Origin of the sequence: Rhizobium lentis (assembly GCF_014200175.1) — a bacterium.
GTDB lineage: Bacteria > Pseudomonadota > Alphaproteobacteria > Rhizobiales > Rhizobiaceae > Rhizobium > Rhizobium mulingense.
In genome coordinates this window covers 328,527-352,779 of record NZ_JACHBD010000006.1, presented here as the reverse complement: position 1 = coordinate 352,779, position 24,253 = coordinate 328,527, and the positions used below count along the sequence as shown (strand labels likewise).

Here is a 24,253-nt window from a genome sequence, read left to right as displayed (position 1 = left end):
ACGCAAAGTAAAATTTAACCATGATTTGAAATAACGCAGTTCCATTCGAATGCGCAGGGGAATTCATGAAAACGGCCACGCTTGCATCCATCGCCTTGGCGATGTCGGTCACTGTTGCGAATGCGCAGACGATCGGCGTTTCGATGTCCGATCTCGACAAATTCAGGACGGCGTTGCTCAACGGAGTCGTCTCGCATGGGAAGACGGTCTCAGGCCTCAAACTCGTCACCGAAAACGCCAAGGGCGACAATGAACTGCAGAAGAAGCAGGTTCAGAAGCTCATTGCCGACAAAGTCGATGCGATCATCCTGGCGGTATCAGACGGCGATCTCGGGCCGCAGATGACCAAGATGGCGGCGGATGCCGGCATTCCGCTGGTCTATATCAACAACGTGCCATCCAACCTTCTCGATCTCCCTGAAAACCAGGTGGTGGTCGCTTCCAACGAGAAGGAATCCGGGACGCTGGAAACCAAGCAGGTCTGCACGCTTCTCAAGGGCAAGGGTCGTGTCGTCGTGCTGATGGGCGAACCCTTCCACGCCGCAGCCCGCGCCCGCACCCAGGACATTTCAGACGTAATCGCCACACCGGAATGCAAGGGCCTCGAGATCATCGAGCGGCAGGCGGCTTATTGGTCGCGTGACTACGCCGATGAGCAGATGCAGGAATGGCTTTCGGCCGGCGTCAAGTTCGATGCCGTCATTGCCAACAACGATGAGATGGCGCTGGGCGCAATCCGCGCCATGAAGAAGGCCGGCATGCCGATGAAGGACGTCGTTGTCGCCGGCGTCGACGCGACCGACGATGCACTCGCCGCCATGGTCGCTGGCGATCTCGATGTGACCATTCTTCAAAGCGCTGTCGGGCAGGGGGCCGCCGCCGTCGAGGCTGCCGTGAAGCTCGTCAACAGGGAGAAGGTCCCGCGCGAGAACGACGTTCCTTTCGAACTCGTCACCCCTGAGAACATTGCCCAATACCTGCCGAAGAGCCAGTGAGCATAAGAGGCCTATAATGTTGCATTTCTGGAATAAATTCGGCATTCGCGCGCAGATCACCGCAGGCTTCGTGCCGCTGATCCTGTTGATGAGCATCCTGACCGTCAGCGCGATCTCCGGCATGAACGGGCTCGCGTCGATCTTCGCCTCCTACCGCGCCACGGCCGGCCAGAGCCTCGCCATCTCGGATTACAGCGAGCAGCTGCACGAGATCCAGATGTCGGCCGAAGCCTTCCGCACCACGCCGACGCAGGCCGTCGTCGACAGCTTCCGCGCCGGCGTGAAGGCCTTCGAGGTGGAGGACCCGCGTTTTACTGGCAACAAGGACCTGCAATCCGGTCTTGCGGTCATCCGCCAGGATATCGCTGCCTATGGCAGGGCCTTCGAACAGATCGTCTCCCTTCAGGCCCGGCGCGACCTGTTGATCTCCAAGGTCACCGAATTCGGGCCCTGGACCAGCATCGCGCTCAACGATGTCATGCGCAGCGCCTGGCGCCAGAACGATGTCGCGTTGCTGCATATGACGGCAGCGACGCTGGAAGCATTGAATCGCAGCCTCTATTTCTCCGAACGCTTCGTGCATTCCGAGGATTTTGCCGCTTACGAAACGGCTCAGGCAGCGCTCGCCGAAGCGGTGGCACTCAACGATGCCGCCGCCAAGGCCGCGAAAGACGAGCTGCAGAGGAAGCGCTTGATGGGCGCCGGCCAGCTCATGCAGAATTACACCGCCCGTCTCGGCGACATGAAGGAGGTGCTGCAGGCTTCCGGCAATATCCGCCAGATGCAGCTTGGCGTACTCGCTCCGAAAATATCAGGCGAATTCAAGGATTTGCAGGAGACAGTGACCGGCGCGCAGAAGAAGCTGGACGGTTCAGTAGAAGCAACCGTTGCCTCCGCGACGAGCGCGACGCTGGTCATCAGCGGCTTGCTGATCGTCATCGGGCTTATTCTCTCCTATTTTGTCGGCCGTTTGATTTCCTCGGCGGTGCGCGGGATGGCGCAGTCCATGGAGCGGCTCGCCCGTGGCGACGACGCGATCGTGATCACTGGGGTCGAGCATCGCCACGAACTCGGCGCCATGGCGCGTTCGGTGAAGGTTTTCCAGGAGACCGGACGCGCCAAGCTGATCGCCGAAGCGAATGCCGAACGCGCCCGCCTCGCTGCCGAAGAGGAGCGGCTGCGCCAGGAAGCCGAGCGGCTCAGCGATGCGCAGGTGATGGAGCATGCCTTCCGGCAGATTTCCGTCGGCCTCGACGCGCTGTCGAAGGGCGATCTCTCCGTCCGCGTCGGCGAGGTGGACGCCCGCTATGTGAGGATCCGCGATCACTTCAACAATTCGGTGGCAAGCCTCGAAGAGGCGGTCGCTTCCGTCATCCGCGCGGTGGCGACAATCCGCTCCGGTCTGGCGGAGATATCAACCGCCTCCAACGATCTTGCTCGCCGCACCGAGCAGCAGGCGGCGTCGCTGGAAGAGACCGTCGCGGCGCTGGGCGACGTGACGCGAGGCGTCAACGGCACGGCCGAGGGCGCCAGCCGCGCTCAGGCTGTCGTGGCAACGGCCCGCACCAACGCGGAAAAGGGCGGCGAGATCGTCGCCCGCGCCATCGCGGCGATGACGGAAATCCAGAACTCGTCGTCGAAGATCGGCAACATCATCAGCGTCATCGACGAAATCGCCTTCCAGACCAACCTGCTGGCGCTGAATGCCGGCGTCGAGGCGGCGCGCGCCGGCGAAGCCGGCAAGGGCTTTGCCGTCGTCGCCCAGGAAGTGCGCGAGCTCGCCCAGCGCTCCGCCAATGCGGCACGGGAGATCAAGGAGCTGATCTCCACCTCCTCGGCGCAGGTCAAGACCGGCGTTGAACTCGTCGGCGAATCCGGCCTCTCGCTCAAGCAGATCGTCGAGCAGGTCACGGCCATGAACGCGACCGTGGCCGAGATCGCCGTTGCCGCCCGCGAGCAGGCCACCAGCCTGCGCGAGGTCTCGGCCGCCGGCGACCAGATGGACAAGGTGACCCAGCAGAACGCCGCAATGGTCGAGGAGACCACGGCCGCCGCCCAGAGCCTGACGCACGAGACCGAAAGCCTCGCCGAACTGCTGCGCAGGTTCAGGACGAGCAGCGGCCGGGCATCGGACAACCACCTCCATTACGCAATGGCGTCCTGACGTTCTGAGACAGGGTAAGCAAATACCGGCGCCCGAAAGGGCGTCGGTGAGCGAGCGGCTGACGTCGCGTCATTGGCTCCCGGATGTCGGAGCATGTGGCGTGCCTGTGATGCTTTTGCGGACATGGCGAACCGCGGTCCAGACGGCGAAGAGCACGAGCGGGATGGCTCCGAGAACGGCGAGCTTCGTTACGTGCGGATCGACACCCAAGGCGGAGACGCTCTCGAGACAGATCTTCGCCAGGCCGACGGTGTAATAGGTGATGGCAATGACCGAAAAGCCTTCGACCGCCTGCTGGATATGAACCTGGATGCGCGCCCGCTCTTCCATCGAAGTCAGTAGTGAGGCGTTCTGATCTTCGAGCTGAACCTGCACAGTGGTTCTGAGCAGGTCTCCGGCCAGGCTGACGCGTTCGGCCAGTTCATCGAGGCGCCGTTCCGCCGCATAGACCGAGCGGACAGCCGGTTGGAAGCGCCGGTCGATGAAGGTGCCGAGCCTTTGCCGTTGCTCGACCCGCTCTTCTCGAAGCTCCGACAGTCTGCTCGCTACGATCTCGGCATAGGCTTTCGTTGCTCCGAAGCGGTGGCGGGCAAGTGCCGAGAAGTTGAGCACATCGGAGGAGAGCCTCGTCACCTCCGACAGCAGCGCCTTGTCGACTTTGACGGCGCTCTGCATATGCACGATCAGGAGATCGAGGCGCTGGTCGAAGGCGGAAAGCTTCGACACAGTCTCGCGCGCCATCGGCAACGCCAGCAGCGCCATCATCCGATATGTCTCGATTTCGAGGAAACGCCGAACCATGCGGCCGGTGCGATAGGCGTTGAGGTTGCGGTTGAAGAACAGGAACTCGAGGAAGCCGCTATCGGTCAGTCGAAAGTTCGAATGCACCTCGGCGTCGCCGCCGCCGACCCGCGAGGCGACATAGTCGAGCTTGGGTTTTTCTAGGATGCGCCCGTCCTTTTCGTCACGCACCAGCACTCGCACGGCGGCGATGATCTTGCCGCCGATCTGGCTGCAGCAGGCTCGAAAGGCTTCCGGTGGGTTGCTGCCGGGTTCGGCCGATGCCGGCACGACGAAGGTGAGGGTCAGAAACTCGGTATGGGCTTCCCATTTCAGCCGGCCGTCGCCAACGCGGCCGATGCCGTGGTTGCCCTCGCCGGTCGTGGTCACATCTTCCAATCCCGGCAGGGAACCGGGCAGCGAAGGAGGGCCGTTCTCGACGACGATTGCGACGTGCCAGACATCGGTATCGCCATCGAAATAAAGCGACGGGCGCGCATGGAGCTCGTTGTGAAGTTCCCTTCGCAGCGGATGCTCGGAGCCGAGTGGCATGGAAAATGCACCTCATTGGGGTGAACTGCCGCCGGTTTGCCGACTTCAGTAAGTTGAGCCTGACGCCGGCGCGCCGCGCAGGCCGACACGCCTATAGCCGCTTGCGAAGTCCGTGTCACGACGGCAAAAACCATCCCTTCTATCCGCGCGAATCTGACGCGGCGGGTGCTGATCGTCAGAGGCACCCAAAAACGATCAGCCACGGCCCGTTGCGAGGCCGTGGCTGATGCAGCGCGCAATCTGTGGGAGACAGGCGCGGCCGGTTACTTGTTGGCGGCGAGCGCCACGTTGACCTTGTCGACGTCGGCGCTCATCGCCTTGAAGGTGTCTTCAAGGGAAAGTTCGCCTACGATCAGCTGGCTCATCCGCTGGACGATGAGCTGATAGATGGCGGACGAGCCCTTGAGGCGTTCGAGGTCGCGGGCTGCCTTCGGCGCGCTGTTGCGGGCCGAAAGGAAGACGGCCATGGCGTCCTTGGCATTCTGGCTCTCGAGCTTGTACTGCGGATCCTTGATGTCGGCGCCGGTTAGGATGACGTAGTTTTCGGCGATTTCACGCTGGATCTTTTCAGAGCCGAGGAACTCGATAAAAGCGGCGACAGCCTCAGGATGCTTGGTACGCTTGAAGCCGACGATCGCGGTGCCGCCCGGCATCGCATAGCAACCGGCATCGCCGCAGGGCGCGCTGATCGCCGTCCAGTCGAAGGCGTTGCCGATCTTCTTCTGGAACGGATTGACCATCCAGTTGCCGGCGAGATAGGTCACGACGTTGCCGTTGACGAACTCGTCACCCATGTTCTTGTACTGGGTTCCGCCGGCCGCGCCCCACATTTCCTTCGGGAAGGAACCGTCCTTCGTCCAGTTGTAGAGGTCGGTGATGTAGCGCTTGGCGGCATCGTCCGGGAACGAGAACTTGCCGTCCTTGACGTAGTTCGAACCGTAGGAGAAGGCCGCGCCGGAGAAGCGGTGGCCCGAGCGGTCCATCGTGAAGGGGATCTGTGCGCCGGTCGCCTTGGCGACGCGCGCGGAGGCTTCGACGATCTCCTTCAGCGTGGCGTTCGGCTTCGGAAGCGGTTCGTTTGCCTGTTCGAAGAGCGTCTTGTTGACGAAGGGCAGATTGAAGGTCTGCGAGGCGACATAGCCGTTGATCGAGTTCGGATCGTTGACGCCGGGGAAGCGAAGCGTGTTCAGGCTGTCGCCGTGCAGCTTGGCGAAGCCGTCCGGGTCCTTCATCAGCGGGCGCATGTCGAGGTAATAGGGCGCCAGCTGCCAGTCGGTGATCTTGGCGACGTCGGGCCCTTCGCCGATGGCAAGCTGCACCGGCAGCTGCTTGGCGACGGCATCATAGCCCGACGAGACGAAATTCACCTTAATGTCGGGATGAGCGGTCTCGAATTCCTTGCTCAGCGCTTCCATGCGCTCGACATAAGCCTGGTCGTCGTCGGTAAAGAGAAAGGTGATCGTCTGGGATTCGGCCATGGCCACGCTGGACCAGGCGAAAGAAAAGGTGGCCAGCGCCAGTGCCAAAGCCCCTGAGAGATAGGTTTTCATTTTCATCCTCCCATGAAAATATTTTCATCAATCGCGGCGTCAGCCATCGATAAGCGAATTTCATATACTTGACATTCGTGCCGTCAAGCTATTTTCTAGGCGAATAGCGATGTTTTTGAGCAATATTCAGAAATAACGCGCGCAAATTCACGCAATGAAAATATTTTCATATGATTGCGGAGGAGGCGATCTGTGAAATCGGAAAGCATCATGCAGCCGGACAACATGGCGCCAGCCTACAGCGTGGCCGAGGGGCAAACGATCACGGCATGGGCCGTTTCCGCCCTCATCGAGGGCTATTTTCCCGGCCAGCCGGCCCCGGCCGAAGATCGCGTGAACTATCGTTTCATCAACGGTTTCGTCGATGTCGGCGACCTGCCGTGCCGCAAGGCCTTTTGGTCCACCATGGTCGGTCGCGAGCTCGCCCCCGACACTTCCTGGCCGCCCGAAAGCCTCTATCTTCCCGGCTCGAACCGCCGTGTCGAATTCACCAGCTTCTGGCATGTGCCGACACATGTCAGCCGATGGCTGAAGGGCACGTTCAGGACGGACGCCCCGCGCACCCTTAATCTGGCGCTCAAGACCTGCGGTGGCGTTCGTATATGGGTCAATGGGCAGGAGTCGGTGCGTTTCGAGCCGTTCAAGCGCAACACCGAGAGCGCAAAAGAGATCGCGCTGCCGCTCGACGCCGGCGATAACGAGATTCTCGTCCATACCGAAGACCTCGCCGAGCGCGACACGACCTGGTTCGTCGAGCTCGAAATGCTGGACAAGGAGCCGCTCTCAGTTCTGCTGCCGGTCGCACTTGATCAGGATGGGGTGCGCGAACTGGAAGCCCTCGTGCGCGGCGTGCGCCCGGCCCGCGACGTCTTCGTCAACCAGCCGCTGGAGATCATCTTCGATGCCGCACCAGAACGCGACCTGCCGGTGGAGATCAAGGTGGTCGGCCACGGCCACGAGAGGCCGGTTCTCGCCCAATCGAAACTGATGCTTCACGCTCAGCGGGACCGGTTGATCGCTGGGGATGTCTGCGGCATTGCCGATGGTTATCACGGCATCCACGTGACCATCGGCTCTGGGCCCGGCTCGGTCACTCGTGTCATCGATGCCGCCTTCATGAGCGGCATCTCGCCATTGCCTGCCGAGGCGTCGCTTTCCGCGCGCAAGCGCCAGGCGCTGGAATACAGCGCCCGCTTCGGCGCCAATCGCGCCGGGCGCCTCATCGCGATGATGGAAACCGGCCATCTCGACCAGGAAAGCTTCGACCGCATCATCGATGCGACGCTCGCCTCCATCGATGCGCGCGAGGATTGCTCCGATTTCATCATGGTGCCCCTCCTGTGGCTGCTCGGCGCCTATGGCGATCGGATGCCGGAGTCAACGGTCGACCGCATCCGCCATTCCGTCCTCTCCTACCGCTACTGGGTCGACGAGCCGGGCAATGACGCGATGTGGTTCTGGAGCGAGAACCATGTGCTCTGCTTCCATACGAGTCAGCTGCTTGCCGGACTTCTCCTGCCCGACGAGGTGTTCTCGGCCTCGGGCCGCACCGGACGGCAGCAGGCGGAACTCGCCGTTCAGCGGCTCGGGCGCTGGTTCGACAGCGTTGAGGCCCATGGGCTGGCGGAGTGGAATTCGGCCGCCTATTACCCGATTGATTTCATCGGCCTCCTGGCGCTGGAGCGCTGGGCTGAGAGCGGAATCGCCGATCGAGCCCGCGGCCAGATCGACCTCATCTTTCGCATGATCGCGCTCCATACGCTCGCTGGCGTTCCCGCCGGCTCACAGGGTCGCGCCTACGACAAGGAGCTTCGCGCCGGCCCGCTGACCGAGCTTGCGCCCTTTGCCCAGGTCGCCTTCGGCACCGGCTGGCTGAACAACGGCGTTGCGGCGCTGACCATGTTCTCCGCCGGCGGCTATGAGCCGCCGGCCGATCTCGCCGAGCTGGCTTCGCTGTCGCGAGGAAGAAGCATCGAGGCGCGTTACAGCCAGGGGCTGGAGAGCGGAAAGCTTGTGCTCTTCAAGAACGAGGCCGCGCAGCTTTCCACCGTGGTCGATCACAAGACCGGCCGGAAGGGGCATCAGCAGCACGTTTTGGATATCCGACTCGCCGGCCATCCGATGGCGCGGCTGTGGGTCAACCATCCAGGCGAAGACGACCCGTGGGGCAATCAAAGGCCGTCCTACTGGGCCGGCAACGGCATCCTGCCGCGCGTCGCCCAGCATCGCGATGTCGCCCTGCTGATCGAGGACACGGGTGACGCACGGCATGCATGGACGCATGCCTATATCGGCCGCGACGGCCTGGATGATCTGATCGTCGAAGACAAGTGGCTGATTGCCCGGTCGGGCAGAGGATTTGCCGCCCTCTGGGCATCGAACGGCCTGGAGCTGGTTACCGACGGCCCGACGGCCGGCCGCGAGGCGCGTTCTTACGGACCGCTCTGCGGCTGGGCGGCCATCGTTGGATGCGGCAACGGCGATGCCTTCAAAGTCTTCCTCGAGCGCCTGTGCCAGACGGCGGTGTCTTTCGATCCCGTGCTTCGGCGTCTCTCCCTGACGCCGCCGGGCCGTCCGGCGATCTCCCTCTCTTATGCCGACGGTCTTTCGATCGCCGGCGAGCCCCGGCCGTTCACGCATGACCAGCCGCACCCAATCCTCACCCACGACAGCGCGGCCTCCGGCGACGCCGCTGACGGGCCGTTTTACTCCTAGAAAAACATAGGATTTCAGCATGAACATAGCATCTGTCGACAACGCCGCTCTCCTGACGACGATCGATCGTGTGGCGACGGCTTTCAGCCGGCTTAGGGGCATCAAGGAAGGTCTCGTGACCGATAGTGCCGCCTCCGGTATCCAGTTCGACGAATGGGACTGGGAAGTCGGCGTCGGCCTTTACGGATTCCTCAGGCGCGCGATTTCCGCCAATGACCAGAAGGCGCTGCAGGAGCTCGTTGCCTGGTACAGCGCGCAGATCGAGCGCGGCCTGCCGCCGCGCCAGATCAACAGCACCGCGCCGATGCTGCCGCTCGCGATCCTCGTCGAGCATGTCGACCGCCCGGATTTCCGCGCCCTCGTCGAGGATTGGGCCGAATGGCTCGTCAAGGAATTGCCGAAGACCGAGGAAGGCGGCTTCCAGCACGTCGTCAAGGAACGCCTCAACGACGGCGAATTGTGGGACGACACGCTGTTCATGGCCTGCCTGTTCCTTGCGCGGGCCGGCGTGCTCTGCAAGCGCAACGACTGGATCGACGAGGCCGTCTACCAGTTCGTCATCCACACCCGCTATCTTTCCGACCCGGTGAGCGGGCTCTGGTATCACGGCTGGACCTTCAACGGCCGGCACAATTTCGCCAATGCCTTCTGGGCCCGCGGCAATGCCTGGATCACCGTCGCCATTCCCGAACTCTTCGATCTCGTGCCGACGCTCGGCGAGAAGGACCGGCGGTTCCTATCGAACGTCCTCGTCAGCCAGGTGCGCTCCCTGAAAGCATATCAGCGGCCGGACGGCATGTTCACGACGCTGCTCGACGATCCCTCTTCGCCGCTGGAAACCTCGGCCACGGCGGGCATTGCCTACGGCATTTTGCGCGCCATCGACGCCGGCATTCTCGACGAGAGCGACAAGGTCCATGCGGAGCGCGCGCTGAAAGCCGTGCTGGCGCAGATCGACGAGGAGGGCGTCGTCCACGGCGTTTCGGACGGCACGCCGATGGGCCATGACCTCGATTTCTACCGGCGCATCCCGAACCTGCCGACGCCCTACGGCCAGGCGCTGACCATGCTGCTCTTGACTGAAGTGCTGATCGGGAGCGGACGACGCCAATGAGTGCCTCCTCCCGCGTCGCGATCGAGCCATTCGACGGCGACAACACAGATCGCCTGCAGGCGGCGATCGACAGTCTTTCAGCTTCCGGCGGGGGGCGCCTGGAGATCCTGGCGGGCATCCACCTCTGCCGGGGGCTTCGCCTGCGCTCCGGAGTCGATCTGCACCTTGCCGCTGGCGCCATCCTGCGTCCCATTCCCGACTATGCGGCCTATGCGCATACGACGGTTTCGGTGATTGCCGAAAAATCCGATCGCGGCATGATCGTCGCCAAGGGCGTGCGACGGATCGGCCTGACCGGAGAAGGGCGCATCGAAGCCGGCTGCGAGAGCTTTATCATCGGCGATGACGAGAGCGTCGGCACCTTCATCCCTGCCGAATTCCGTCCCCGCGTCGTCGTTTTCGAAGACTGCGACGAGGTCGAGATCAGTTCCATCACCATTAGCCGCTCGCCGATGTGGACGCTGCATTGCGTCGGCTGCACCGATCTTTCGGTCCGCAACGTCACGATCGAAAACGACCGCCGCCTTCCCAATACCGATGGCATCGTGCTCGACGCCTGCCGCGGCGCCGTCGTCGAAGATTGCAGGATATCGACGGCCGACGACGGCATATGCCTGAAGACGAGCATCGGGCCTGACGGTATGGCCATCGGGCGATGCGAGAACATTCTTGTGCGCCGCTGCGCTGTTCAGAGCCTCAGCTGCGCGCTGAAGATCGGCACGGAAACGCATGGAGATATCAGCAACGTCGTGTTCGAGGATTGCAGCATTTCCTCTTCCAACAGGGCGCTCGGCATCTTCTCCCGCGACGGCGGCCGGATATCAAATGTCAGGTTTTCCCGGATTGCCGTAGAGTGCCGGGAAACGCCGGATGGTTTCTGGGGCTCGGGCGAGGCGCTGACCGTCAACGTCGTCGATCGTATCGCCGAGCGGCCTGCGGGCGCCGTCGAAAATCTCATCGTCGAAGACGTGACCGGCCGCATGGAAGGGGCGGTCAGCATCATCTCGGCCGCTCCGGCGGGCATCCGCAACGTGTCGCTCGCCCGGATCGCCATCGATCAGCAGCCCGGGCAGCTCGGCACCGGGCGGACCTACGACCTGCGTCCGACCAATGCCGATCTCGCGCCGGGGGCCGATGGCGGCGGACGCGCCAACGCCTGGACCCGCGGTGCAGACGGCCGCGTGATCGGCCTGCAGGACTATCCCGGCGGAATGCCGGCCGCCTATGTGGCCGACGTCGCCGGCATCACGATGAACGAGGTGTGGATCAATAGGCCGACACCGTTGCCGCAAGGCTGGAACGAAAACGACGTCGTCATGGAAACGGCGGCACCTGATGGGAGTGGGGCATGGCAGAACTGAAACTTTCCACCGTCAACAAGGCGTATGGCACGGTCAAAGTCCTGCATGACGTCGAACTCGATATCAAGGACGGCGAGTTCGTCGTCTTCGTCGGCCCGTCCGGTTGCGGCAAGTCGACCCTGCTTCGCGTCATCGCCGGCCTCGAAGAGGTCACGGCAGGCAAGATCGCGATCGGCGGGCGTGACGTCAGCGCGCTCTCGCCGGCCGAGCGCAAGATCGCCATGGTCTTCCAGTCCTATGCGCTCTATCCGCATATGAGCGTGCGCAAGAACCTCGCTTTCGGGCTGGAGAATCTGAAGTTCAAGCGCGCCGAGATCGAGGCGCGCATCGCCGAAGCCGCCAGGATGCTGGCGATCGAACCCTATCTCGACCGGCGTCCGAAGCAACTTTCGGGCGGCCAGCGCCAGCGTGTGGCGATCGGTCGGGCGATCGTGCGCGAACCCGATATCTTCCTCTTCGATGAGCCGCTTTCCAACCTCGATGCGGCGCTGCGCGTCCAGACCCGCGCCGAGATCACCAAGCTCCATCGCGAGATCAAGACGACGATGATCTATGTCACCCACGACCAGGTCGAGGCCATGACCATGGCCGACAAGATCGTCGTGCTGCGCGCCGGACGGGTCGAGCAGGTCGGGGCGCCGCTGGAGCTGTTCGACAATCCGCGCAACCTCTTCGTCGCCGGCTTCCTCGGTTCGCCGCGCATGAACATCATCAAGGGCAAGGTCGCCGCCATCACCGAAGGCGGCATCGCCATCGATGTCGCCAACGGCGGCCGGATCGTCAGCGATGTCGAGCCCAACGGCATTTCGGTGGGCCAGCAGGTTCTCGCCGGCATAAGGCCCGCGCATTTCTCCCGTTCAAGCGAAAACGGCCTGCCGTTTATCGTCCAGTATCACGAAGGACTCGGCACCGAGACCTATGTCTACGGCAATCTTGCCGGGCAGGAGGAGCAGATCATCATCCATGAAGCCGGTCATTTCGCGCCCGTGCAAGGCGACCGGATCATGATCGATGCCGATCCGGCCCGCGTCCATCTGTTCGATCCCGAAAGGGGCTTAGCCTTTGCCCGCCGCTCAGGGCAGGGGAGGCGCTGACCATGGCTGCTACTGCATTGCTCTCCCAGGCGGGCGACACGGCGATGAAGGTGGTCGAGGCGCCGATGAATGCGTTCGAGCGCCTCTTCGGCCGCAAGCGCATGCCCTGGCTGTTTTTGGCGCCGAACCTCGTTCTCTTCGCCATCTTCACATTCCTTCCGATCGCGATCGCGGTCGGTTACGCCTTCACCGGCGGCACCAATCTCTTCGTCTCGGAGCGGCCCTTCGTCGGCTTCGACAATTTCCGCGCCCTGCTTTCCTGCGGCAATTACTTGCAGCCGGGAACCTGCCAGGAATCGCTATTCTGGACGGCGGTGTGGAACACGCTCTGGTTCGTCGCATTGAACGTCACCGCCACTTTGCTGGTCGCGTTGATCACGGCGCTGATCCTCAACCGGGCGATCTTTGCGCGCGGTTTCTTCCGGGCGATGTTCTTCTACCCCGTTCTGCTGTCGCCCGTCGTCATCGGTCTGATCTGGAAATGGTTCCTCGATCGCAACGGCCTGCTGAACGCCTTCTTCCAAATGCTCGGCGTTCCCCCTGAAATCTTCCTGCTCGATGTCGGTTGGTCGCGCTTCTTCGTCGTCGTGGTTTCGGTCTGGTTCCACATGGGCTTTTACACGCTCATCCTGCTTGCCGGCCTGCAGGCGATCCCGAAGGAACTCTACGAGGCAGCCTCCATCGACGCCGCTTCGCCGCGCCGCACCCTGTTCAGGATCACGCTGCCGCTGCTTGCGCCGAACCTGCTTGTCGTATTCATCCTTCTAATGATCAAGTCCGTTCAGATCTTCGACGAAGCTTGGGTTTTGACGAATGGCGGCGGTCCGGGCACGGCCAACAGCTTCATCGTCCAATATATCTACCAGATGGCCTTCAGCAGCGATCTTCGCCTTTTCGGCCTTGCCTCGGCCGCCTCGGTTCTCATGGGGCTGGTGCTTCTGGTTCTTACCCTCATACAGCTGCGCCTCGGCAAGCGAATGGAGTCCTGAGATGAACAGATCTTTGAATCCGATCCGCTTCATGGCGCGCACGCGCCGGGCCGGACGCATCGACATAACAGATATTCTGTCATGGGTCTGGCTGATCGGCGGCACGCTCGCCGTGCTCGTCCCCGTGCTCTGGGCCGGCCTCTCCTCGCTGAAGCCGGCGGCCGAAATCACCCGCTTTCCGCCGACGCTGCTGCCGCGCACCGCCGTGGAGCAGACCGTGACCGGCTTCGACAAGCCGCTCAGCATCTGGCAGGTCACAATCGACGGCCAACAGCGTGAAATGGCGATGGTCCGGCGCATCGGCCTCAAGGCCCAGATGGTCGATCCCGCAAATCCGGGACAGCCGGTCAGCGTCGACGTGAAGGGGATCACCCCGGTGCAGCACATGACCGTTGCGACCGAAAACTACACCGATCCGCTGACACGTTTCAACTTCCTGACCTTCCTCAAGAATTCGGTGTTCGTCACAGTCGTTGCGACTCTGCTGACGCTGATCGTCAACGCCATGGCCGCCTTTGCGCTGTCGAAATATAAATTTCGCGGCGACACGACGGTTTTCGTCATCATCATCTCGACGCTGATGATCCCGCTCGCTGTGGTCATGGTCCCTGCCTATCTCGTCATTGTGGGGGTAGGGCTTGCCGACAATCTCTGGGGCGTCATCTTGCCGACGATCGCCTCTCCGACCGCCGTCTTCCTGCTGCGGCAATATATGCTGACAATACCGGACGAGTTGATCGAGGCGGCGCGCGTCGATGCGGCGAGCGAATTCTGCATCTTCTGGCGCATCATCCTGCCGCTGACGGCGCCGGCTCTCGCGGTTCTCGCAATCTTCTCCGTGCTCTGGCGCTGGAACGACTTCCTCTGGCCGCTGATCGTCCTCAACAGCCGCGAGAATTTCACCCTGCAGGTGGGCCTCAACGCCTTCCAGGGCGAGTTCTCGGTCCAGTGGCACTATATCCTGGCCATGACCTTCCTCAGTCTGCTGCCCGTCACCGTCGTCTTCCTGTTCCTGCAGAAATACATCACCACGGGCATTGCCGGCACCGGAATGAAGTGAGCGAGTCCCGGAGCAGGCCCAATCGGGGTGGAGATGCGGAGACCTCCCGATTTGAACAGGAGCGGTTCAGGCTTGATCGCCAGAGCCGCTTCGATCACGTTTGAGCCAATGCCCGCAACCAGCACTCTCTAGTGGCCGGAAAGTCACAAAACGGTTTCGAAGAGCGGGATCAAGGCCGCGCCGATCGCACCGGGGGCATCGATGATCTGCGCCACGGCAAGCCGCGGAACGTCGCGCAATGCGCCGTGCCGAGGCAGATTATTGAATTCGGTCCGTTCGATCAGCATTCTTGCAAGTGAATGCGGAAGCTCGCCGCCGAGCACGATCAAGGCCGGATCGAAAATCGCGCAGATCGCATTGATGGCCCGATTGTGGGCCGGTGTGACACGGTCGACCCATTCCTCGACGCCGTCCCAATCCACTAGGTTTTCGTTCTTCAGGTCCTTCAGGGTCAGGCCCAGCCGCCCCTTGGTGCGAAGATGTTCGAGCAGTCGGTTGAGAGCGGGTCGATCGTCGTAATCCTGACGCCCGAAGAGAACGGAGAATTCCCCGGCGTTTCCGAAGCTGCCGCGAAATGGCATGCCTCCGCAAACCAGGCCGCCGCCATAGCCATGAAGGTGGGCGATATAGGCGAAATCTGCGACATCGCGGCCGACGCCGAAGATTGCTTCCGCCAAAGCAGCAGTCCTGGCGACATTGTCAGCCCAGACCGGCAGACGAAGGCGCTCTCCAAGCACGGGCGCCAGATCGATCAGCGACCAATGGGCGAGCGGCAGCGGACAGTTGAATGCCGTCTCCAGCATGCGGTGGCCGGCGACCGCCAGGCCGACGCCGAGAACGTCGCGTCGCCCGGCGCCGCGACGGGCAAGAATCTCTTCGACCGCCGCTTCGATTCGGTCCATCTCCACGGATAGCGAGGAGCCGGTCTGCGGAATTTCCATATTCTCCAACGGCTCGCCGAACCCCATGAGGCAAAGGCCGATGGAGCCGACGTTGACGGAGATGCCGAGCGTAAGACACCAATCCTTTCGGAGCGTCAGCTCCGGACTCGGCGGTCCGGCCCGCCGGTTCTCCGACTGAGAAAAGACGAGCATTCCTCGCTCGTGAAGGCGTCCGACGATCCTGTGCAGGGATTGCTGGGTCAGGTCGAGCGGCTCGGTCAGGTCGGAGCGCTCAATGCCGGGTGATTTCCAGATCAACCGCAAGACGTCCCGTTCATTGCGAGAAGCCACCCGCAGCGGTTGTGTATCTTGCAGAAAATGGGGGGCGACATGGTCCAGAGGAACGTACTTCATTTTCCGATCATATTGATTTACACTGTTAGTGTGAAGCAGGTGAAGGGGACGCTTTGCTTCTGCGGGGCAAGGAAGTCATCCGTGGTTTCGCCGGTCCTGCTTACCTCATCGAGATTGGTCATACCAGTCGAGATGACGTGTCATGTGGCAAGGAAAAAGAATCGAGTTGCATGAGATCATTGAGACCTGAGAATACGGCCCGCGCTCCCGAGCATGAGAGTTACGGTTTTGCGCCGACGCATGAAGGCGCGAACTTCGAATCGATGGTTCAGGCCTTTTCGGCAGGCTATGGGGTTTTTGACGGGCAGCCGCTGAGTAACGACCGTTGTTTTGCCTGGGCGGCGGATTTGAGAAGGACTGAAGCATTCACGATGTTTCATTCCGTATATCAGAGTTCCTGGACAATCCGAACGCTTGACGAAAGCCCGCAACATCTTGCGTTTTACATGCCGTATACAGGTTCCTTTCGCTTGTCAGTTGGCAAGAGAACGGTCGAAAGCGGGGCCGGCCACCTTCTCATGGCCAACAACCATGAGGCCGGTGATCGCGTGATCCAGGGTGGGCCGCATCGCTCGGATGTCCTGTTCCTGGACTGGAAGGTCGTAAAGCGAGCGCTCGCTTCGCTGGTTGAGACGCCGCTCTCCGAATCCCTCGACCTCGAGCCCGTCCTGGATCTCTCGACCCAGCCCGGGCAACTCATCGGCAATCTGGCCCGGACGGTTGTGCAGGGCATGCGGGACGGCGGTCCGTTGCCGTCTTCACCCCTTGCCGCTGCGGCGATGAGCGAAACTCTCGCTCATCTTGTGATCCGATTCGGCCGGCACCGTCTTTCCGACCATCTGGAAAAAAGGAAAGTGGCATTGATTGCACCTTGGCATGTCCGACGGGCCATCGACTACATGCATGCCAATATTGCGGAACCTCTGACCATGACGATGGTTGCCGATGATGTCGGTGTTTCCCTGCGCGCGCTGCAGACGGGCTTCAAAGCCTTTCGGGGGACCTCGCCGGCCGGTTACCTCCGCACGATCCGGCTGCAGGCCGCCCGCGAGCAGTTGCGGGATCCGACGAACCAGCAATCCGTCCGGGAAATCTGCGCGATATGGGGTTTTTCCCATGCGGGCAGGTTCTCCATTGTCTACCGCAGCACCTTTGGTGAGAGCCCGCGGGATACGCGGCTACGGGCGGAGCGCTTGCGCTGATTGGAATTTTGGGATTTTGAGATCCAGGCCCTTCCGGGGCTTAAAGCGCGTCGCGTCAAATATTATTCATGCGACTTCGCTTTCGCCTGCTTTGATGCATTGGTTATCCCGGAACCGCTGCACACTTCCGGGCGACATACATTAGCGCGGCGGTGCGACGCTGCCGCGCAGGACGAGATGGCATCCGAGCTCCAGGCGATGAGCCGGCCGTTGCGGGTCGTTGGCGATCAGCCTCTGTTCGATAAGCGCGAGCGCCGCAGCGCCGAGCTTGTCGGTGGGCACGCGGATCGTGGAAAGCGGCGGGCGGCTGAATTCACCGGGAACGATGTCGTCGAAGCCGAGGACGGAGATTGCTTCCGGCACGCGGATATCGCGGTCAGCCAGTGCCTTCAGGCAGCCGAGCGCCAGGTTGTCGGCGGCGCAGAAGACGGCGGTAGCGCCTTTCATCGTCGGATCGCGATCGAGCAGCGCGTTGATGGCAGCCTCGCCGTGCCGGGGCTCATATCCCTCGGCCTCGACGAGCATCTCCTCGGGCACCGGAAGCTGAGCGGCGAAATAGGCATCGGAGAAGCCGTCATATCGGCGCTGGATGGTCGTGCGCCCCTTCCAGGTCAGGTGCAGGATGCGGCGATGTCCTAGCGCCAACAGGTGCTCGATGCCGAGCCGGGCGCCGAAGCGGTTTTCGGGTGTCACCGTATCGACCAGCATGGTCGGATCCTCGCCGTTGACGATGACGACGGGCATATCGGCCGATGCGAGACTGCGGATGAGTTCCGGCTGATCGTCGTTCAGGACCACGATGCCGTCGGCGTGCTCCGCAAGCGCGATCTGCCGGACCTCAGCGCCGTCGATGCGCCGGCCGGTGCTGACGAAGGGCACGATTCGAATGCCGCGGCGCTCGCACTCCTTTCTAAGGCCGTTGAGGATTGTCCAGCTCACTAGGTTGAGGTCGCTCTCCGGAGCAGCATCGCCCGGAATGGCGAGAAGCAAGACGCGCAAGGCGGCAATCGTCGCCTTCTTCCTCCGGCGGTCGAGGTAACCCAGGCGTTTGGCCGAATCCAGAACCCTTTCGCGCACTTCGATCGTCAGCGGTGCGGTTCCATTCAACGCGTGCGAGGCCGTGCTCAGCGATACATCCGCGTCGCGCGCGACATCCTTGAGATTGACTTTGCGTTCCACTTTATTCCGTCACGAGTTCAGGTGGCGCCTTTGAAGGCACGAGCTAACTCAATGTTTTCACATAACGACTTCAGAAAAGCTACGTGCCTCGCAGCCTATTTTTCCGCTTTCGGCGAAAACCGGCTGCAGCGCTGCCGCAATCGAACGATGAATGCGGGCGCAGCCATTGCCGATTAGTGAGGCTTGGCGAGCAGACCGTTGAACAGAAGGTCGAAATAGGTGCGCAGGAAGGCCTCCTTGTTGGGAGTGGGCACGCGGCGGTCGTCGAATATCAGTCGCAGAACCGTGGTCGTCAGAATGGGCGCGACCACGATGTCGGAGAATTCCACCGGAATTGGGCGAAATTCACCCGACTCCACGCCCTCCAGGATCAGGGCGTCGATCTTGGCGATGATCGGCGCAATGAATTGATCGTGGTGGCGATCGATCAGGTCGGGGAAACGCTGCCCCTCCGAGATGACCAGCCGCGTCAACTCACGCGTTGCGCGGTCCTCGGGAATTTGTTCGTAGAACAGGCCGAGAATGGAAATCAGCCTGTCGGTGGCGCTGCCGCTGAGGCGATCGGCGATCGCGAGCAGTTCATGAAACGGCACGGAGAAGTGGTTGATCATGGCTTCGAAGAGCTTTTCCTTCGTCTCGAAATAGACATAGACCGTGCCCTTGGTGACGCCGACCCTGTCGGCGATGTCTTCCACGCGCGTGCCGGCGAAGCCGCTTCTGACAAATTCCTCGAAGGCCGCGTCCAGGATCTGGGCGGGCCGCAGGGCCTTCTGTTCCGCCCGCGTGAGCTTCTTCTGGGTTGCCATTTCCTGCGTCCCTTGTTGCGTGCGCCCGCGGCGCAAAGTTTCATTGACTAATGCGTTAGTCAATTATATAGAAGCTGCCGTTGAGAGCAAGAGGTCAACTATGAGAACCATTCTGATCGCCACAGCGATCGTATGCGCCATCAGTCTCGGATCATGTAGCGATGAGAGCGGGCCCGCCGAGCCGACCCCGCGACAGGTCGGTGTCGTTGTCGCCAAGCCTGAGCCGCTGGTTCAGGGCGGTGCGATCACGGGAGAGGTGAGGGCGCGTGTCCAGACCGATCTGTCCTTCCGCGTCAGCGGCAAGATCATCGAACGGCTGGCCGAGGTCGGACAGTCGGTGAAAGCGGGGCAGCTTCTCGCGCGCATCGATCCGGAAGAGCAGAAGGCCGACCTGGATGTGGCCGCGGCCAATCTTCAGTCGGCCGAGGCGCAGCAGACCCAGGCCCAGCTTGCATTCGACCGCCAGCAAAGCCTGTTTCGAACGCAGGTGACGACCCGCGCGGCGCTCGACCAAGCACAGGAGGCACTTCTGACAGCGCAGGCATCGACGAAATCGGCGCAGGCGCTCTTCGAAACCGCCCAGGACAGCCTGTCCTACACAGAGCTGAAGGCGGACGCCGACGGGGTGATCACCGCCCGCAATGCCGAGGTCGGGCAGGTGGCGCAGGCCGCCCAGGTCGTCTTCACCCTTGCCCATGATGGCGACCGCGATGCTGTGTTCGAAGTGGTGGAAAGCGCCTTCCTGCGTCCGATCGACGGCGACGGCACCGTGGCCCTTCTGTCGGATCCGACGCAGAAGATCACGGCGAAGGTTCGTGAGATTTCGCCGACGATCGATTCCTCCACCGGCACCATCAAGGTGAAAGTCGCAATATCGAGCGATGCTCCCATTCCGCTGGGCGCTCCCGTCGTTGGACGGTTCAACTACCTCTCGCAGGACGTCATCCAGCTGCCCTGGTCGGCAATGACCTCGAAGGACGGCAAGCCGGCCATCTGGATCGTCGATCCCACATCATCCGTGGTTTCGGCGAGGACGATTGAGGTCGCCGACTACGAGACCGGCAGCTTCGTCGTGAAGTCGGGCGTGTCGGCAGGAGAGGTCGTGGTGACCGACGGCACCAAGTTCCTCAGGCCCGGTGAGATCGTGTCTTACGTCAAGGAAGCTTCCAAGTGAGTATTCGTCTAAAGATAGTCGCACTTATGCTGGGCACGGCCCTTGTCTCCTCTTGTGCGCCGAAGGCAGAAGAGAGGACGGACACGCCTCGTCCGGTTTTGTCGATGACAGTCAGGCAGACGCCCGCCACGAGCCTCAGCCTGACTGGAACGATCGAACCAACGATCGAGACCGAACTCGGCTTCCGGATTCTCGGGCGAATGATTGCCCGCAACGTCAATGTCGGCGACGTCGTCAAGAAGGGTGACGTCGTGGCCGCCATCGATCCGGTGGCGCTGGAGCTTGCCGTGCGCAGCGCCCAGTCCGATGTGGAAAACAGCGACGCTCAACTCCGAAACGCAGTGACCACGGAGCAGCGCCAGCGCGCGCTGGTGGAATCGCGCTCGGGCACGACAGCCTCGCTTGAAGAGGCCGAGCAGGCGAGGCGGACGGCCGCGGCCGCCGTCGCCAAGGCACAGGCCAATCTCGACAAGGCCAAGGAGCAGTTGGGCTATGCGCAGCTGCGGGCGGAATTCGATGGGGTTGTGACGGCGACGTCGGCCGAGGTCGGGCAGGTCGTGTCGGCCGGCCAGACGGTTGTGACCATCGCCCGGCCCGACAAACGCGACGCCGTCGTCGACGTGCCGCAGGCAGCCGCTCAGAAACTGAAGATCGGCGCGCCCTTCGAGGTGACGCTGCAACTCGATCCGACAATCCGCGCGTCGGGGGCCGTTCGCGAGATCGCGCCGGAGGCGGAGACTGCCACCCGCACCAGCAGAACCAAAATTGCGCTCGCCGATCCGCCTGAAGCGTTCCGGCTCGGCTCGGTTATCACTGCCGCTGCAACCATCGCCGCGGAGCCTGAGATTGTGCTGCCTTCCTCGGCCATTCTTGCGGGCAGCGACGGCCCGAGCGTCTGGATCGTCGATGTGCCCGGCAAGAAGGTGTCACTGCGCCCCGTGAAGATCGCGGGCGACGTCGTCGACGGCGGCACTGTCCGCGTCACCGAAGGGCTTGTCCCCGGAGACAGGGTGGTCGTGGCCGGCGTGCATAAACTTGAAGATGGCCAGGCCATCAGGATCGATCAGGAGATCAACCAGTGAAGTCCTTCAACCTTTCCGACTGGGCGCTCGAACATCGTTCGCTCGTCTGGTACTTCATGATCGTCTTCATTCTCGCAGGCGCCTTTTCGTACTTGAACCTCGGCCGTGAGGAAGATCCCAATTTCACGATCAAGACGATGGTGATCACCGCCAAGTGGCCCGGCGCCTCGGCCGAAGAGGTGACGCGGCAGGTGACCGACCGGATCGAGAAGAAGCTGCAGGAACTGGAATCGCTCGACTATACCAAGAGCGAGACCGTTGCCGGCCAAACGACGGTCTTCGTCGAACTTCTGCCGACGACCAAGGCGAGGGATGTCGCGCCGACATGGCTGCGCATCCGCAACATGATCGCCGACATCAAGGGTGATTTTCCGAGCGGGGTCGTCGGTCCCTTCTTCAATGACCGCTTCGGCGACGTGTTCGGAAACATCTATGCCTTCACGAGCGACGGGTTGACGCAGCGCCAGCTTCGCGATTTTGTCGAAAATGCCCGCTCCGAGGTTCTGAAGGTGCCGGATGTCGGCAAGGTCGACGTGATCGGCGCGCAGGACGAGGCGATTTATCTGGAATTCTCCACCCGCCAGATCGCAGCGCTTGGCATCGACCAGCAGTCGGTCATCCAGACCCTGCAGGCCCAGAATGCCGTGACGCAGTCCGGCTTCGTCGATGCCGGTCCGGAGCGCATCGCCTTGCGGGTGAGCGGACAGTTCACATCCGAGGATAGCCTGCGGTCGATCAACCTGCGCATCAACGACCGCTTCTTCCCGCTGACCGACGTCGCCACGATCACCCGCGGCTACGTCGATCCGCCGTCGGCGCTGTTCCGCTTCAACGGCGAGCCGGCGATCGGGCTTGCCATCGGCATGAAGCAGGGCGCCAATCTTCTGGAATTCGGCGAGGGGCTCGACGCGCAGATGAAACGCGTCGTTGCCGATCTTCCGATCGGCGTCGATGTGCACCGCGTATCCGACCAGCCGCATGTCGTCGACGAAGCCGTTTCGGGCTTCACCCGCGCGCTCTTCGAAGCGATCGTCATCGTTCTCGTCATCAGCTTTATCAGCCTCGGCCTGCGCGCCGGCATGGTGGTGGCGATCTCCATACCCCTTGTGCTCGCCATCACCTTTGTGGTGATGGAATATTCCGGCATTTCGCTGCAGCGCATCTCGCTCGGTGCACTCATCATCGCGCTCGGGCTGCTCGTCGACGACGCCATGATCGCCGTCGAGATGATGGTGGCACGCCTGGAGGCGGGCGACGATCTCAGGAAGGCAGCAACCCACGTCTATACATCGACGGCTTTTCCGATGCTGACCGGAACGCTCGTCACCGTTGCGGGCTTCATCCCCGTCGGTCTCAACAACAGCGCCGCCGGTGAATTCACCTTCACGCTGTTCGTGGTGATCGCAGTTTCGCTGGTCGTTTCCTGGATCGTGGCAGTGCTGTTCACACCGCTCCTCGGCGTCACCATCCTGCCGAAGACGATGAAGTCGCATCACGAGAAGAAAGGACGCTTCGCTGCCGTGTTCTCCTGGCTGCTGAAGCTCGCGATGCGCTGGCGCTGGATCACCATCGTGCTGACGGTCGGCGTCTTCGCCCTTTCAGTCGGCGGCATGGGCCTGGTGCAGCAGCAGTTCTTCCCGAATTCGGACAGAACCGAGCTCGTCATCGACTGGAATCTGCCTCACAACAGCTCGATTGCCGAGACCAACCGGCAGATGGCCAAGTTCGAGAAGGATATGCTGGCCGGCAACAAGGACATCGACCACTGGACGACCTATGTCGGCCAGGGCGCACCGCGCTTCATCCTGTCCTTTGACGTGCAGACGCCGGACGTGTCGTTCGGGCAGACGGTGATCGTCACTAAGGGGCTCGAGGTGCGCGACAAGGTACGGGCCGATCTGCAGGCCTATCTGACAAAAACCTTCCCCGGCACCGACGCCTTCGTCAAGCTTCTCGACATCGGCCCGCCGGTGGGCAAGCCGGTCCAGTACCGCATCAGCGGCCCTGACATTCAGAAGGTGCGCGACATTTCCCAGCAGTTTGCCGGCGTGGTCGGTTCGCATCCGCTGCTGTCGAATATGGTTCTGGACTGGAACGAACCTTCCCGCGTGGTGAAGGTCGATGTCCTGCAGGACAAGGCGCGCCAGCTCGGCGTCTCCTCCGAGGACATTGCAACCGCTCTCAACGGCATTGTCGAAGGCTCAACGGCAACGCAGATCCGTGACGACATTTACCTGGTCAACGTGGTCGGGCGGGCCAGGGCATCTGAGCGCGATTCCATCCAGACGTTGCAGAACCTGCAGCTCTCCACCTCCAACGGCAAGGTCGTGCCTCTGTCGGCGGTGGCGAACTTCCGCTACGAGCTCGAGCAGCCGACGATCTGGCGTCGCGACCGGCAACCCACCATCACCCTCAAGGCAGCCGTCATCGGCTCGACGCAGCCGGCCACGATCGTCGACCAGCTGAAGCCGAAGGTCGAAGAGTTCCAGAAGAACCTTCCCGTCGGATACAAGGTGGAAATCGGCGGCGCGGTTGAATCCAGCGCCGAGGCCCAGGGGCCGATCGCGGCCGTGGCGCCGCTGATGCTGTTTACGATGGCGACGATCCTGATGATCCAGCTGCAGAGCTTCAGTCGCCTCTTCCTTGTCTTCGCGGTGGCGCCGACGGCGCTGATCGGCGTGGTCGCGGCGCTCCTGCTGAGCAATGCCCCCATGGGCTTCGTCGCGATCCTCGGCATTTTGGCGCTGATCGGCATCCTGATCCGCAACTCGGTCATCCTGGTCGTGCAGATCGAACATCTGCGCGCCGAAGGTGTCGCTGCATGGCAGGCGGTCATCGAGGCGACGGAACACCGGATGCGGCCGATCATGCTGACGGCGGCGGCGGCCACACTCGCGCTGATCCCGATCTCGCGCGAGATCTTCTGGGGGCCGATGGCCTACGCCATGATGGGCGGCATCGTCATCGGAACCGCGCTGACCCTGCTGTTCCTGCCGGCGCTCTACGTCGCATGGTTCAGAATCCCGAGAGATGAGCAGGTTCGGGCCCACGCCGCGGCGGAAGCATGAGGACAGGTTTTGACAGCCCCCTCATGCCTCCGCGGCTTGCAACACGGACCGAAACGCAATGCGTGGGATGGCG

At 62.2% G+C, this 24,253-nt stretch carries 17 protein-coding genes; 12 read left to right on the top strand and 5 right to left on the bottom strand.

Annotated elements, in window-relative coordinates:
- The first annotated feature begins 65 nt into the window (after positions 1–65).
- Positions 66–995: a substrate-binding domain-containing protein gene (locus tag GGI60_RS16780; protein ID WP_183934740.1), complete on the top strand. Its 930-nt coding sequence runs from the start codon at positions 66–68 to the stop codon at positions 993–995.
- Positions 996–1,011: 16 nt separating this feature from the next.
- Complete coding sequence (locus GGI60_RS16775) at positions 1,012–3,159, top strand: methyl-accepting chemotaxis protein (protein WP_183934739.1); 2,148 nt, start codon at positions 1,012–1,014, stop codon at positions 3,157–3,159.
- A gap of 69 nt (positions 3,160–3,228) precedes the next feature.
- On the opposite strand, the gene GGI60_RS16770 is transcribed toward GGI60_RS16775, so the two are convergent.
- Both GGI60_RS16770 and GGI60_RS16765 read right to left on the bottom strand, forming a co-directional pair.
- A complete protein-coding gene (locus GGI60_RS16770) occupies positions 3,229–4,491 on the bottom strand; it encodes a DUF3422 domain-containing protein (RefSeq protein WP_183934738.1) in 1,263 nt (420 codons plus the stop codon).
- A gap of 263 nt (positions 4,492–4,754) precedes the next feature.
- On the bottom strand, positions 4,755–6,041 hold the full coding sequence (locus GGI60_RS16765) for an ABC transporter substrate-binding protein (protein ID WP_183934737.1): 1,287 nt from the start codon (positions 6,039–6,041) through the stop codon (positions 4,755–4,757).
- Between the two features lie 192 nt (positions 6,042–6,233).
- Here GGI60_RS16765 and GGI60_RS16760 point away from each other — a divergent pair, with 192 nt between their 5' ends.
- From GGI60_RS16760 to GGI60_RS16735, 6 genes are read left to right on the top strand one after another with little or no spacing between them, the layout of a single operon-like run.
- Positions 6,234–8,756: a hypothetical protein gene (locus tag GGI60_RS16760; protein WP_183934736.1), complete on the top strand. Its 2,523-nt coding sequence runs from the start codon at positions 6,234–6,236 to the stop codon at positions 8,754–8,756.
- 19 nt (positions 8,757–8,775) lie between these two features.
- Positions 8,776–9,870: a glycoside hydrolase family 105 protein gene (locus tag GGI60_RS16755; RefSeq protein ID WP_183934735.1), complete on the top strand. Its 1,095-nt coding sequence runs from the start codon at positions 8,776–8,778 to the stop codon at positions 9,868–9,870.
- Positions 9,867–11,231, top strand: coding sequence for a glycoside hydrolase family 28 protein (locus GGI60_RS16750; protein ID WP_183934734.1), 1,365 nt, complete (start codon positions 9,867–9,869; stop codon positions 11,229–11,231). The genes GGI60_RS16755 and GGI60_RS16750 overlap by 4 nt, the downstream gene beginning before the upstream one ends.
- Positions 11,219–12,325: an ABC transporter ATP-binding protein gene (locus GGI60_RS16745; protein ID WP_183934733.1), complete on the top strand. Its 1,107-nt coding sequence runs from the start codon at positions 11,219–11,221 to the stop codon at positions 12,323–12,325. The genes GGI60_RS16750 and GGI60_RS16745 overlap by 13 nt, the downstream gene beginning before the upstream one ends.
- A 2-nt stretch (positions 12,326–12,327) precedes the next feature.
- Positions 12,328–13,314 (top strand): carbohydrate ABC transporter permease, encoded by a 987-nt coding sequence (locus GGI60_RS16740; RefSeq protein ID WP_183934732.1) that lies wholly within the window; start codon positions 12,328–12,330, stop codon positions 13,312–13,314.
- Positions 13,315–13,327: 13 nt separating this feature from the next.
- Complete coding sequence (locus GGI60_RS16735; RefSeq protein ID WP_409527269.1) at positions 13,328–14,374, top strand: carbohydrate ABC transporter permease; 1,047 nt, start codon at positions 13,328–13,330, stop codon at positions 14,372–14,374.
- A gap of 143 nt (positions 14,375–14,517) precedes the next feature.
- Here the strand turns inward: GGI60_RS16735 and GGI60_RS16730 are convergent, their stop codons facing one another.
- Positions 14,518–15,669: an ROK family transcriptional regulator gene (locus tag GGI60_RS16730; RefSeq protein ID WP_183934730.1), complete on the bottom strand. Its 1,152-nt coding sequence runs from the start codon at positions 15,667–15,669 to the stop codon at positions 14,518–14,520.
- Between the two features lie 170 nt (positions 15,670–15,839).
- Between GGI60_RS16730 and GGI60_RS16725 the strand changes: the two genes are divergently transcribed.
- The gene (locus tag GGI60_RS16725) at positions 15,840–16,871 is read left to right on the top strand and encodes an AraC family transcriptional regulator (RefSeq protein ID WP_183934837.1); all 1,032 of its coding nucleotides are present in this window, start codon (positions 15,840–15,842) and stop codon (positions 16,869–16,871) included.
- Positions 16,872–17,012: 141 nt separating this feature from the next.
- Here GGI60_RS16725 and GGI60_RS16720 read toward each other — a convergent pair whose 3' ends face one another.
- The gene (locus tag GGI60_RS16720) at positions 17,013–18,050 is read right to left on the bottom strand and encodes a LacI family DNA-binding transcriptional regulator (RefSeq protein WP_183934729.1); all 1,038 of its coding nucleotides are present in this window, start codon (positions 18,048–18,050) and stop codon (positions 17,013–17,015) included.
- 173 nt (positions 18,051–18,223) lie between these two features.
- A complete protein-coding gene (locus GGI60_RS16715) occupies positions 18,224–18,856 on the bottom strand; it encodes a TetR/AcrR family transcriptional regulator (RefSeq protein ID WP_183934728.1) in 633 nt (210 codons plus the stop codon).
- 100 nt (positions 18,857–18,956) lie between these two features.
- On the opposite strand from GGI60_RS16715, the gene GGI60_RS16710 reads away from it, so the two are divergent.
- The 3 genes from GGI60_RS16710 to GGI60_RS16700 are packed head-to-tail and all read left to right on the top strand — an operon-like array spanning position 18,957 to position 24,180.
- Entirely contained in the window at positions 18,957–20,030 is a 1,074-nt protein-coding gene (locus GGI60_RS16710) for an efflux RND transporter periplasmic adaptor subunit (RefSeq protein WP_183934727.1), read from the top strand.
- Entirely contained in the window at positions 20,027–21,112 is a 1,086-nt protein-coding gene (locus GGI60_RS16705; RefSeq protein WP_183934726.1) for an efflux RND transporter periplasmic adaptor subunit, read from the top strand. Before GGI60_RS16710 ends, GGI60_RS16705 begins: the two co-directional genes overlap by 4 nt.
- Positions 21,109–24,180, top strand: a complete 3,072-nt coding sequence (locus tag GGI60_RS16700; protein ID WP_183934725.1) for an efflux RND transporter permease subunit — start codon at positions 21,109–21,111, stop codon at positions 24,178–24,180. Before GGI60_RS16705 ends, GGI60_RS16700 begins: the two co-directional genes overlap by 4 nt.
- The last annotated feature ends 73 nt before the right edge of the window (positions 24,181–24,253 follow it).

Bases quoted from the DNA above. Each gene is read 5' to 3' on its own strand.
- GGI60_RS16780 (WP_183934740.1), top strand. From the start codon at position 66: ATGAAAACGGCCACGCTTGCATCCATCGCCTTGGCGATGTCGGTCACT.
- GGI60_RS16775 (WP_183934739.1), top strand. From the start codon at position 1,012: ATGTTGCATTTCTGGAATAAATTCGGCATTCGCGCGCAGATCACCGCA.
- GGI60_RS16770 (WP_183934738.1), bottom strand. From the start codon at position 4,491: ATGCCACTCGGCTCCGAGCATCCGCTGCGAAGGGAACTTCACAACGAG.
- GGI60_RS16765 (WP_183934737.1), bottom strand. From the start codon at position 6,041: ATGAAAACCTATCTCTCAGGGGCTTTGGCACTGGCGCTGGCCACCTTT.
- GGI60_RS16755 (WP_183934735.1), top strand. From the start codon at position 8,776: ATGAACATAGCATCTGTCGACAACGCCGCTCTCCTGACGACGATCGAT.
- GGI60_RS16750 (WP_183934734.1), top strand. From the start codon at position 9,867: ATGAGTGCCTCCTCCCGCGTCGCGATCGAGCCATTCGACGGCGACAAC.
- GGI60_RS16745 (WP_183934733.1), top strand. From the start codon at position 11,219: ATGGCAGAACTGAAACTTTCCACCGTCAACAAGGCGTATGGCACGGTC.
- GGI60_RS16740 (WP_183934732.1), top strand. From the start codon at position 12,328: ATGGCTGCTACTGCATTGCTCTCCCAGGCGGGCGACACGGCGATGAAG.
- GGI60_RS16730 (WP_183934730.1), bottom strand. From the start codon at position 15,669: ATGAAGTACGTTCCTCTGGACCATGTCGCCCCCCATTTTCTGCAAGAT.
- GGI60_RS16725 (WP_183934837.1), top strand. From the start codon at position 15,840: ATGAGATCATTGAGACCTGAGAATACGGCCCGCGCTCCCGAGCATGAG.
- GGI60_RS16715 (WP_183934728.1), bottom strand. From the start codon at position 18,856: ATGGCAACCCAGAAGAAGCTCACGCGGGCGGAACAGAAGGCCCTGCGG.
- GGI60_RS16710 (WP_183934727.1), top strand. From the start codon at position 18,957: ATGAGAACCATTCTGATCGCCACAGCGATCGTATGCGCCATCAGTCTC.